The sequence below is a fragment of the Micromonospora sp. NPDC004336 genome, from assembly GCF_053602615.1.
Window position 1 is genome coordinate 24,000 of sequence record NZ_JBSGDY010000055.1, and the last position, 11,259, is coordinate 35,258.

At 74.5% G+C, this 11,259-nt stretch carries 9 protein-coding genes; all 9 read right to left on the reverse strand.

All coding sequences use genetic code 11. The features are described from left to right. Window positions 1-3: 3 nt before the first annotated feature. Window positions 4-1,122, reverse strand: coding sequence for a cell division protein FtsZ (gene ftsZ / locus ACWENR_RS14510; RefSeq protein WP_452277471.1), 1,119 nt, complete (start codon window positions 1,120-1,122; stop codon window positions 4-6). A 253-nt stretch (window positions 1,123-1,375) separates the two neighbouring features. Beyond that, the gene (locus tag ACWENR_RS14515) at window positions 1,376-2,191 is read right to left on the reverse strand and encodes a cell division protein FtsQ/DivIB (protein ID WP_452277472.1); all 816 of its coding nucleotides are present in this window, start codon (window positions 2,189-2,191) and stop codon (window positions 1,376-1,378) included. After that, the gene (gene murC / locus ACWENR_RS14520; protein ID WP_452277473.1) at window positions 2,188-3,732 is read right to left on the reverse strand and encodes a UDP-N-acetylmuramate--L-alanine ligase; all 1,545 of its coding nucleotides are present in this window, start codon (window positions 3,730-3,732) and stop codon (window positions 2,188-2,190) included. Before murC ends, ACWENR_RS14515 begins: the two co-directional genes overlap by 4 nt. Before the next feature lie 202 nt (window positions 3,733-3,934). Continuing rightward, entirely contained in the window at window positions 3,935-5,041 is a 1,107-nt protein-coding gene (gene murG, locus ACWENR_RS14525) for an undecaprenyldiphospho-muramoylpentapeptide beta-N-acetylglucosaminyltransferase (protein ID WP_452277474.1), read from the reverse strand. After that, complete coding sequence (locus ACWENR_RS14530; protein ID WP_452277480.1) at window positions 5,041-6,453, reverse strand: FtsW/RodA/SpoVE family cell cycle protein; 1,413 nt, start codon at window positions 6,451-6,453, stop codon at window positions 5,041-5,043. Before ACWENR_RS14530 ends, murG begins: the two co-directional genes overlap by 1 nt. A gap of 332 nt (window positions 6,454-6,785) precedes the next feature. Continuing rightward, window positions 6,786-7,913 (reverse strand): phospho-N-acetylmuramoyl-pentapeptide-transferase, encoded by a 1,128-nt coding sequence (gene mraY, locus ACWENR_RS14535; RefSeq protein ID WP_452277475.1) that lies wholly within the window; start codon window positions 7,911-7,913, stop codon window positions 6,786-6,788. After that, complete coding sequence (locus ACWENR_RS14540) at window positions 7,910-9,325, reverse strand: UDP-N-acetylmuramoyl-tripeptide--D-alanyl-D-alanine ligase (RefSeq protein WP_452277476.1); 1,416 nt, start codon at window positions 9,323-9,325, stop codon at window positions 7,910-7,912. The genes mraY and ACWENR_RS14540 overlap by 4 nt, the downstream gene beginning before the upstream one ends. Continuing rightward, window positions 9,322-10,884, reverse strand: a complete 1,563-nt coding sequence (locus tag ACWENR_RS14545) for a UDP-N-acetylmuramoyl-L-alanyl-D-glutamate--2,6-diaminopimelate ligase (protein WP_452277477.1) — start codon at window positions 10,882-10,884, stop codon at window positions 9,322-9,324. Before ACWENR_RS14545 ends, ACWENR_RS14540 begins: the two co-directional genes overlap by 4 nt. A 52-nt stretch (window positions 10,885-10,936) precedes the next feature. Continuing rightward, on the reverse strand, window positions 10,937-11,259 hold a 323-nt coding region (locus tag ACWENR_RS14550; protein WP_452277478.1), incomplete at its 5' end, for a penicillin-binding transpeptidase domain-containing protein.

Consider the following 11,259-nt stretch of genomic DNA (forward strand, 5'->3'; position numbering starts at 1 on the left):
AACTCAGGAACCGTTCTTGAGGAAGTCGGGCACGTCGACGTCGTCGAAGAGCACCCGGCGGGGCGACTGCTGCGGGGGCGGCATGGTGGCCGGCGGCGCGACCGGCGGGTTGGGCTGCGCCGGCTGGTTCTGGTTGGGCTTGCGGGTCGCCGGCTCGGCCGCCTTGTACGCCGGCGCGCCGCCGTCGAAGCCCGCCGCGATGACGGTGACCCGCACCTCGTCGCCGAGGGCGTCGTCGATGACCGCGCCGAAGATGATGTTGGCGTCCGGGTGCGCCGCGTCGGTGACGAGCTGGGCCGCGTCGTTGATCTCGAACAGGCCCAGGTCGGAACCGCCGGCGATGGAGAGCAGCACGCCGCGCGCGCCGTCCATGCTCTGCTCCAGCAGCGGGCTGGAGATGGCCGCCTCGGCCGCCTCGACGGCGCGGTTCTCGCCGCGCGCGCTGCCGATGCCCATCAGCGCGCTGCCCGCGCCGCTCATCACGCTCTTGACGTCGGCGAAGTCCAGGTTGATCAGACCCGGGGTGGTGATCAGGTCGGTGATGCCCTGGACGCCGGAGAGCAGGACCTGGTCGGCGGTGCGGAACGCGTCCATCATGCTGATGTTGCGGTCGCCGAGCGCCAACAGCCGGTCGTTGGGGATGACGATGAGCGTGTCGCACTGGTTGCGCAGCTCGTCTATCCCGGACTCCGCCTGCACCTGGCGGCGCTTGCCCTCGAACGAGAACGGTCGGGTCACCACGCCGATGGTCAGCGCGCCGAGCTTGCGCGCGATGTTCGCCACCACGGGCGCCCCGCCGGTGCCGGTGCCGCCGCCCTCGCCGCAGGTCACGAAGACCATGTCGGCACCCTTGAGCACCTCCTCGATCTCGTCGCGGTGGTCCTCGGCGGCGTTCTTGCCGACGTCGGGGTTGGCGCCGGCGCCGAGCCCGCGGGTCAGCTCCCGGCCGACGTCGAGCTTGACGTCGGCGTCGCTCATCAGCAGCGCCTGCGCGTCGGTGTTGATCGCGATGAACTCGACGCCCTTGAGCCCAACCTCGATCATCCGGTTGACGGCGTTGACGCCGCCGCCACCGATGCCGACGACCTTGATGACCGCCAGGTAGTTGTGCGGAGGTGTCATCCTCGGTCCTTTCCCTTCGAGATTGGCATGGGCCGACCGGGTACGGCTTGGCCAGACCAGCGGCCGACGACAGCTGTCACCAGCGAGGATCAGGCTCAAACCCTCACCCTCTACTAGAGGCTTACAGTTATGTCAACCACTGATCCCCTTCGGGGCAACGTAAGCGCCCCCACGCCGGGAACCAAGGACCCGCACGGCGTGTCGCCCGGGGAGCGGGGTGGGTCACGTCGCGCCAGCGGGAGCGGGGCGCCGGTCACCGCAGGGTCACCACGTCCGGCGCGCTCACGTCGATCGTCTCGGCCTTCCGGTCGAGCAGGGCGGTGGCGACGCGCGCCTTGTCCGGCCCCCGCGTCGCGTCCCCCCAGACCACCACCCGGTCGCCGCGCAGCCGGAGCTTGATCCGGGCCAGCCCCTCGACGGTCACGTCCACCAGTTCGGCGCGCAGCTCCGGGGTGAGCACGGTCAGCACCTCCAGGGCGGCCCGGGTCGCCCCGTCGTCGGGCCCCGGCTCGGCGAGCCGGACCACCGGCAGGCCGTCCGGCGGCCGGGGCACGGTCCGGAACACCACGCCCGCCCCGTCGACGACGAGGAACTGCTCCCCGCGCGGCACCACCGCCACCCCGGTGCGCTCGGTCACCCGGACCACCAGCGCGTCCGGCCAGTCCCGGGTCACCACGGCCCGCTCCACCGCCGGCAGCCCGCCGACGCGGCGCGCGGTGGCGGCCAGGTCCACCCGGGCCAGCGGGGCGTCGTCGGGCACCGCGGCCGCGTCCCGCACCTGCACCGCGCTGACCAGCTCGGCGCCCTCCACCCGGACCTCGCGCACCCCGAACAGGCCGGTGCCGAGCAGCGCCCAGGCGACCAGCCCGGCCAGGCCGAGCACGCCGGCGGCGATCGCCCACGGCAGCGCGGCGCGCATCCGGCGCTGCCGGGCCCGGGCCATGAACCGCCGGGTCGAGGCGGGGACGGCGTCGCTGCCGGCCCGGACCAGCTGCCATCGGCGCACCGGGCCTCGCCGGCCACCGCCGTCCGCGCCGGTGGTGCGCCCGCGCGTCGGACCGGGGCTCATCCGGCCGCGGGCGCCGCGCCGTCCGGGACCGCGCCGCCGATGCCCGGAACGGTGCCGCCGATGGGCGTCGCCCCGCCGGCCTCCCCGCCGGGCGTGGTGCCCGCCGGCGCCGCCGGGTCGGCCGCGCGCGCCGAGAGCGCGTCCAGCAGCTGGTCCCCCATCAGCGAGATGGGCGGGGCGCCCATGGTCACCACGACGTCGCCGGGCCGGGCGCGCCGGGCCACCTCGGCCGGCGCCGCCTCCCAGGAGTCGACGAAGACCTTCCGCTCCGCCGGCAGCGGCACCGCCTCGGCCAGCGCCGCCGAGCCCTCCCCCGGCTGGCGCAGCTCGCCCGGCCCGAAGACCTCCAGCAGCACCAGCTCGTCGGCGATGGCCAGTGCCTCGGCGATCTCCGCCTGCAGGTCGCGGGTGCGGTAGAGCCGGTAGGGCTGGAACACCACGATCAGTCGACCCTCCCCGGCCACCTCGCGCAGCGTCTGCAACGCCAGCGTCATCGAGGTCGGGTGGTAGGCGTACTCGTCGTAGACCAGCACGTCGTCCGCGACGCCCTTGCGCTCGAAGCGCCGCCGCACGCCGGGGAACGCCGCGAGCGCGGCCTCGGCCGCCTCCAGCGGCAGCCCCAGCAGGTACGCGGCCAGCACCGCCGAGGCGCTGTTGAGCCCCATGTGCCGCCCCGGCACCGGCAACCGGAACTCGCCCAGCGACCGGCCGTCGATGCCCGCCAGGTAGCGGACGCCCCGGGCGGAGGAGGCGACGTCGGTCAGCCGCAGGTCGGCGTCGGCCGCCTCGCCGTACGTGTGCACCCGCCGCCCCTCGGCGCGCAGCGTCTCGGCCAGCCGCCGCCCGCCGGCGTCGTCGGCGCAGGTGATGATGAAGCCGTCCGGGTCGGTCAGCCGGGCGAAGTCGGCGAAGGCCGCCTCCAGGTTGGCGAGGTCGCCGTAGGTGTTGAGGTGGTCGGCCTCGATGTTGGTGATGATCGACACGTACGGGCGGTAGATCAGGAAGGAGCGGTCGCTCTCGTCGGCCTCGACCACGAAGTACTCGCCGCTGCCGTGGTGGGCCCCGGAGCCGACCTCCGAGATCTCCCCGCCGATGACGAAGGACGGATCCTGCCCGGCCTGCTGGAGCACCATGGTGACCATCGAGGTCGTGGTGGTCTTGCCGTGGGTGCCGGCGACCGCGACCGTCCGGCGGCCCGTCATCGCCGCCGCGAGGGCCTCGGAACGGTGCAGCACGCGCAGGCCGCGCCGGCGCGCCTCCACCATCTCCAGGTGGTCCTGCGGGATGGCCGAGGAGTAGACGACCGTGTCGACGCCGTCGAGGTTGGACGCCTCGTGACTCATGTGGATGGTGCCGCCGAGAGCGCGCATGCCGGCCAGCGAGGGCCACTCCCGCAGCTCGCTGCCGGAGACCCGGAGGCCCCGGGTGAGGAAGAGCCGGGCCAGGCCGCTCATGCCGACCCCGCCCACCCCGATCAGGTGGATCGTGCCCAGGTCCTCCGCGGTGAGCGTGCCGGCCGGGGTGAACTGTGCGGTGTTCATGCCGAGTACCTTCCCGTAGCGGCGCGCCCGGTCACGGGAGCACCGTAGTTCGCGACTGCGGGGCTCCGCTGCGCTGCACTCCTCGCGCTCACGGGAGCACCGTAGTTCGCGACTGCGGGGCTCCGCTGCGCCGCACTCCTCGCGCTCACCGGAGCACCGTAGTTCGCGACTGCGGGGCTCCGCTGCGCCGCACTCCTCGCGCTCACCGGGCCACCGCCTCGTAGACGAAGTTGAGCAGCGCCTCGTCGCCGTCGCGACGCCCGTACCCGGCCGCGGCGGCGCCCATCGCGTGCAGCCGGTGGGGGTCGCGGATCAGCGGGATGACCGTCCGCTCGACCCAGTCCGGGGTCAGCTCGGCGTCGTCGACGAGCAGCCCGCCGCCGGCCTCCACCACGGGCAGCGCGTTGCGCTTCTGCTCCTGGTTGCTGTGCGGATAGGGCACGTAGATGGTGGGCAGCCCGATCGCGGCCACCTCGGCGCAGGTCATCGCCCCGCCCCGGCCCAGCATCAGGTCGGCGGCGGCGTAGCCGGCCTCCATCTCGCTGAGGTAGGGCAGCGTCACGTACGGCACCGGCAGGTCGGTGGGGACCGGCACCGGCTCGTTGCGGGCGCCGATGACGTGCAGCACCTGCACCCCGTTGCGCGCCAGCTCCTTGGCGGCCCCGGCCACCGCGAGGTTGATCGACCGGGCGCCCTGCGAGCCGCCGGCGACGAAGAGCACCGGCAGGTCGGGGCGGAGCCCGAAGTGGGCCCGCGCCGCGTTGCGCATGGCGGCCCGGTCCAGCCCGGCGATGCCGCGGCGCAGGGGCACGCCGACCACCCGCGCGTCGCGCAGCGCCTCGGCCTGGGCGGGCTGGTGCGGGAAGCCGACCGCCACGTGCCGGGTGAACTTCATGCCGAGCCGGTTGGCCACTCCCGGCGGCACATTCACCTCGTGGATCACGATCGGCAGCTCGCGCCGCCAGGCGGCGAGGTAGGCCGGCACCGAGACGTACCCGCCGAAGCCGACGACCACGTCGGCGCGCACCTCGTCGATCACCTTGCCCGCCGCGCGGGCCGCCGTCCACATCCGGCCCGGGGTCTTGACCAGGTTCATGTTGACCGACCGGGGCAGCTGGTAGGCCGGGATCTGCCGCAGGTCGTAGCCCTGCGGCGGGATCAGCTCGTTCTCCAGGCCCTTGGGTGTGCCCAGGCAGGTGATCCGGACGCCGGGGTCGTGTCGGCGCAGGCAGTCGGCGAAGGCGAGCAGCGGGTAGATGTGCCCCCCGGTGCCACCTCCCGCGAGCACCACCGAACGCAGCGGACCCATCAACGTCTCCTCTCGTCCGCCGACCCGCGGCGGGTCCGGGCGAGCCGGACCCCGCGCGGTGCGGCCTGGTCGTCGGGCCGCCGCTGGCGCGACCGGGGCACGGACCCTCGGGCAGCCGGGGGCGACGCCGGGCGGCGACGCCGCCCGGGAAGCGGCGGCAACGGGGCCCAGAGTAGTCGGACCCATCGGGCCGGCGGACGGGCATGCAGCGCTCTGGCGGCGTCGGGTTCGGCGCGGGCGAAGGAGGCGAGCATCCCGATCGCGGCGAGCGTGACGACCAGGGCGCTTCCGCCGTCGGAGATGAACGGCAGCGGCAGGCCGGTGATCGGCAGCAGCCCGACCACCCCGCCGATGTTGATCACGGCCTGGCTGACCAGCCAGGTGGTCGCCGCGGCGGCCGCCAGCCGGCGGAACGGGTCGTCGACCCGGCGGGCGATCCGCAGCCCGGTGTAGGCCAGCACGGCGAAGAGGCTGAGCACCACCACGCAGCCGATCACGCCCAGCTCCTCGGCGATGATCGCGAAGATGAAGTCGTTGTGCGCCTCGGGCAGCCAGCCGAACTTGAGGCTGGACTTGCCGAGCCCGACGCCGAACCAGCCGCCGTGCTCGATGGCCAGCCGCCCCTGGTAGATCTGGTAGCAGCCCTCGAGCTTGCACTCGTCCGGCGCGGGCGGGTTGAAGAACGACATCAGCCGGGCGAAGCGGTAGTTCTCCTCGCCCCGCTCCCCGGAGCCGGCGCCCAGCGAGGCGACGGCGATCAGCAGGCCGACGCCGACCAGCCCGAGCACGGAGAGCGTGCCGAAGACCCGCATCCGCACCCCGGCCGCCCAGAGCAGCCCCACCACCACGGCGAGCAGGCAGAGCATCGTGCCGAGGTCGTTGTAGCCGACCAGGACGAAGAGCAGGCCGACGACGGGGAACAGCGGCGTGGCCAGCTCGCGCCACCAGCCCAGCGCGGCGCCCTTGCGGGCGATCACGTGCGCCCCCCAGAGCACCAGCGCGAACTTCGCGAACTCGGAGGGTTGCACCTGGATGCCGCCGACGAAGAGCCACAGCAGCCGGGCCTCGACCGGACCGATCCGGGCCGAGTCCTGGCCGGTCAGCCGGGCGTACGCGAGCAGCACGTTGAGCACCAGCAGCAGGCCGACGGCGGTGAACAGCAGCGGCCGGCCGAGCACCCGGTAGGTCTTGGCCGGCAGCCGCTGACAGGCCCAGAAGGCGACGATGCCGATCACCGCGAAGATCGCCTGCTTGGTGAGCGCGGCGAAGGCGTTGCCGCCCTCGGCGTACTCGCGGACGCTGGTCGCCGAGAAGACCATCGTCAGGCCGATCAGCAGCAGCAGGCCGGCGCTGGACAGCAGCAGGTAGTAGGAGGCCAGCGGGCGGTCCAGCAGGCCGCGCAGCGCGGCCAGCCCACCGGCGACGGCCACCCCGCGCGGCCGGCCCCCGGGCTCGTCCGGCCCCCGCGTCGCGGCGGACGCCTCCCGCGCGCGGCTGGCTCCGGGTGACCGCCGGGGCGGCGCCTCTGTCGTGCCCTCGATTCCTCTGCCCTCCCCCACCCGACCATCATCGCGGTTTCCCGGGGTCGCCACCGGCGCAACCGGCCGGTCGGCGTGTCGGGCTTGCGCGCGGCGCCGTCCGCGGTCGGCGCCCCCGGACGCGGCGCGGGGCCCGGGCGACACGCGCCCGGGCCCCGACGGGACCGACCGGCCGGGCCGAGGACCGCCTCGACCGACCGGCCGGCTCAGGTCATGTTGGCGAGGAACTCGCTGTAGAACAGGCCGAGCGCGATGGCCACGCCGATGCCGGCGATGATCCAGAACCGGACCACGATGTTGACCTCGCTCCAGCCGGCGAGCTCGAAGTGGTGTTGCAGCGGCGACATCCGGAACACCCGCTTGCCGGTGGTGCGGAACGAGATGATCTGGATCACCACGGACATCGTGATGATCACGAACAGGCCGCCGATGATCGGCAGCAGCAGGATCGTCCGGGTGGACATCGCCATGCCGGCGATCAGGCCGCCGAGACCCAGCGCACCCGTGTCACCCATGAAGATCCGCGCCGGCGAGGTGTTCCACCACAGGAAGCCGACGCAGGCACCGGCCGCCGCGCCGGCGATCAGGGCGATCTCCAGCGGGTCCCGGACGGCGTAGCAGTAGTCCTGGGTGTAGTCCGGGTCCGCGCACCAGTGCCGGTACTGCCAGAACGCGATCAGCGCGTACGCCGCGAGGACCATCACCGAGGCGCCGGTGGCCAGGCCGTCGAGGCCGTCGGTGAGGTTGACGCCGTTGGTGGCGGCCATCACCACGAAGATGAAGATGATCACCGCGCCGATCTTGCTGACGTCCAGCGCCGGGATGTCCCGGATGAAGCTCAGCGTGGTGCTGCCGACGGTCTCGGTGTTGGTCACCGCGCCCGACGCGTCGGTCATGGTGCTCGGGAAGTAGAGCGCCACGACGCCGAAGACCGCGCCGACCAGGATCTGGCCGAGCAGCTTGCCCCGCTTGTTGAGCCCGCCGCTGTGCCGCTTGCGCACCTTCAGGAAGTCGTCGATGAAGCCGACGGCGCCGGAGAAGACCATCAGCCCCAGCAGCACCAGCGCGGTGATGGTCGGCTCGACCTGGGCGATCTGCGCGTCCGGCAGGGTGGTGAGGGCCAGGTGGCCGGCCACGTACGCGATGACCGTGGCGAGGATGAACACCACGCCGCCCATCGTCGGCGTGCCCTTCTTGCCCTCGTTGCTGGCGAGCCCGAGGTTCGACCGGATCGGCTGGCCGGCCTTGAGCCGGGCGAACACCTTGATCGCGATCGGGGTGCAGAGCAGCGAGACCAGGAAGGCCACGCCGATGGCGACGATGACCGCCCTCATGCGGCGCCGCCCCCCGTCGCCTTCGCGTCGCCCGCGGCGTCGGCGCGCAGCGCGTCGGCCACCTCCCACGTGCGGTACCGGGAGCCCTTCACCAGGACGACGTCGCCCGGCCGTAACTCGCTCCGCAGCACCTCGACGGCCGCCGCCTGATCGGTGAGCAGCACCGACTCTCCTCCCCAGTCACCTACCGATGTCGCGCCCTCGTGGATCGGCGCGGCCGGCTCGCCCACCACGAGCAGCCGGTCGACGCCCAGCTCGGCCGCGAGCCGGCCGACCTCGGCGTGCCCGTCGCGTTCGAACGGGCCCAGCTCGGCCATGTAGCCGAGCACCGCGACGGTGCGCCGCTCCCGCCCGATGCCGGCCAGCGCGCGCAGCGCGACCGCCATCGACGCGGGGTTGGCGTTGTACGAGTCGTCGATGACGGTCACCCCGTCGGCGCGCTCGAAGACGTCCATCCGGCGGGTGGAGACCAGCCCCAGCTCGCCCAGCGCGACGGCCGTCTCGGTCAGGGGCATGCCCAGCTCGCGGGCCACCGCCGCGGCGGCGAGGGTGTTGCCGACCTGGTGCCGGCCGGTCAGCCCGAGCCGCACCGGCGCGCTCCCCTCCGGGGTGACCAGGGTGTACGCGGGCCGACCCCGGTCGTCCAGCGTCACGTCCTCGGCCCGCACGTCGGCGTGCGCCGCCTCGCCGTAGCGGATCACCCGGGCGACGGTGCGCGAGGCCATCGCGTCGACCAGCGGGTCGTCGGCGTTCAGCACGGCCAGCCCGTCAGCGGGCAGCGCCTCCACCAGCTCGCCCTTGGCCAGCGCGATGGTCTCCACCGAGCCGAACTCGCCGATGTGGGCGACCCCGACGTTGAGCACCACGGAGATCCGCGGCGGCACCACGTCGCACAGGTAGCGCACGTGCCCCACCCCGCGGGCGCCCTTCTCCATCACCAGGTAGCGCGTCTCCGGACCGGCCTGCAACGCCGTGTACGGGTGCCCCAGCTCGTTGTTGAACGAACCGGGCGGGGCGACGGTCGGGCCGAGCCGCGCGGCGAGCTGGGCGATCAGGTCCTTGGTGGTGGTCTTGCCCGACGAGCCGGTCAGCCCGATCACGGTGAGGCCGGGCAGCCGGTCGACCACCCCGCGGGCCAGCCGGCCCATCGCGGCCAACGCGTCGTCGACCAGCACCATCGGCACGCCGGGCACCTCCCGGGTGCCGAGCACGGCCACCGCGCCGGCGGCCACCGCGCCGGCGGCGTAGTCGTGCCCGTCCACCTTCTCCCCGGGGAAGGCCACGAAGAGCGCGCCCGCGCGCACCTTGCGGGAGTCGAACTCGACCGGGCCGGTGACCGAGGCGTCCGGGTCGGCGGCGACCAGCCGACCGCCGACCGCCGAGGCGACCTCGGCCAGGCTGAGCGCGATCACCGCTGACCCGCCTGGTCGGCGAAGCGGGCGCGCAGCGCGTCGGCCAGCTCGGTGCGGTCGTCGAACGGGTGCACCTCGCCGCCGATCTCCTGGCCGCGCTCGTGGCCCTTGCCCAGCACCGCCACCACGTCGCCCGGCTCGGCCAGCCGCACCGCCGCGTCGATGGCCGCCCGGCGGCCGGGCACCTCCTCGATCCGGGCCGTCGTCCCGGCCCCCCGGGCGCCGGCCAGCACCTCGGCGCGGATCGCCGCCGGGTCCTCCGTGCGCGGGTTGTCGTCGGTCACCAGCACCACGTCCGCTCCCTCCGCCGCGGCGGCGCCCATCACCGGCCGCTTGCCCCGGTCCCGGTCGCCGCCGGCGCCGATCACGCAGACGAGCCGGCCGGCGCCGTACTCCCGCAGCGCGGCCAGCGCGGCCACGATCGCGTCCGCCTTGTGCGCGTAGTCGACGACGCCGCGCACCGGCCCGGGGGCGGCCACCAGCTCCAGCCGGCCGGGCACGCCGCCGCAGGCGGCCACGCCGGCGGCGGCGGTCTTCGGGTCCACCCCGGCGGCGACCAGCACGGCGACGGCCAGCAGGGCGTTGGCGACGTTGTGCCGCCCCGGCAGCGCCACCCCGGTCGGCAGCGCCAGCCCGTCCGGGCCGTGCAGCGTGAAGCGCTGCGCGTACCCGTCGCCGCCGACCTGGTCGGCCCACCACGTGGCGCCCGGGTCGCCGGCCGCCGAGTAGGTCACGGTCGCCGGCTTGTGGAGCGGCCGCAGCGCGGGGTCGTCGTGGTTGAGCACCTCCACCGTGCAGCGGCCGTCGAACAGCTGCGCCTTGGCGGCGAAGTAGTCCGCCGAGTCGGCGTGGAAGTCCAGGTGATCGGAGCCGAAGTTGGTGTAGCCGCCGACGGTGAACCGGACCCCACCGACCCGGCCCATCGCCAGGGCGTGGCTGGAGACCTCCATGACCAGGGCGGTGACGCCGCGCTCGCGGGCGGCGGCCAGCATGGCGTGCAGGTCGGTGGCCTCGGGCGTGGTGCGCACGCTGTCGACCACCAGGTCGCCGAGGCGGGTCTCCACGGTGCCGATCAGGCCGGTGGTGTGGCCGGCGGCGCGCAGGCCGGACTCGACCAGGTAGGCGGTGGAGGTCTTGCCGGCCGTGCCGGTCACCCCGATCACCGTCAGCCCCTCGGTCGGGTCGCCGTAGACGGCCGAGGCGAGGTCGCCCAGCACCGCGCGGGGGTCGGCGACCACCAGCGCCGGCAGGCCCGCCTCGGCCACGGCCGGGGCGCCCGCCGGGTCGGTCAGCGCGGCCACCGCGCCGGCCGCCGCCGCGCCGGCGGCGAACTCCGCGCCGTGCCGGCGGGCGCCGGGCAGGGCCGCGTACAGGTCGCCGGGGCGGACCTCCTGGCTGGCGTGGGTCACCCCGGTCACCACCAGCTCGGCGGCCCCCTCCGGGGGTTCGACGGCGATCCGCGCGGCGAGGTCGCCGAGCCGGGTGCCGATCACGGTACGGGGACGAGGATTGCCGGGCACGGCGTCAGACCCTACCCGGTCGTCCGGTTCCGGCCGCACAGCCGCCCCGGTGGTTCGTCCGCACTCACCGATGATGTCCCGGCGTGACCGCTCAGCGCGGATAGACCGTGAACTTCGGGGCCTTCTCCCCACTCGGCGGCACCCCGTAGTGACGCAGCGTGAACTGCATCATGTCCCGGAACGCCGGGGCCGCGATGTCCCCGCCCCCGCCGGCGGGGGTGTGCGCGAAGACCGCGATCACGTAGCGGGGGTTCTCGGCCGGGGCCATGCCGATGAAGGAGGCCACCTCGCCGGGCTGCTTGCGCCCGTCGACCAGCCGCCAGCCGGTGCCGGTCTTGCCGGCGACCCGCCACTCGGGCAGCGCCGCGGCCCGGCCGGTGGCGCCCTCGACGGTGGTCACCGCCTCCAGGATCG

Coding starts and splice junctions, on each gene's coding strand:
- ftsZ (WP_452277471.1), bottom strand. CDS start 1,122: ATGACACCTCCGCACAACTACCTGGCGGTCATCAAGGTCGTCGGCATC.
- ACWENR_RS14515 (WP_452277472.1), bottom strand. CDS start 2,191: ATGAGCCCCGGTCCGACGCGCGGGCGCACCACCGGCGCGGACGGCGGT.
- murC (WP_452277473.1), bottom strand. CDS start 3,732: ATGAACACCGCACAGTTCACCCCGGCCGGCACGCTCACCGCGGAGGAC.
- murG (WP_452277474.1), bottom strand. CDS start 5,041: ATGGGTCCGCTGCGTTCGGTGGTGCTCGCGGGAGGTGGCACCGGGGGG.
- mraY (WP_452277475.1), bottom strand. CDS start 7,913: ATGAGGGCGGTCATCGTCGCCATCGGCGTGGCCTTCCTGGTCTCGCTG.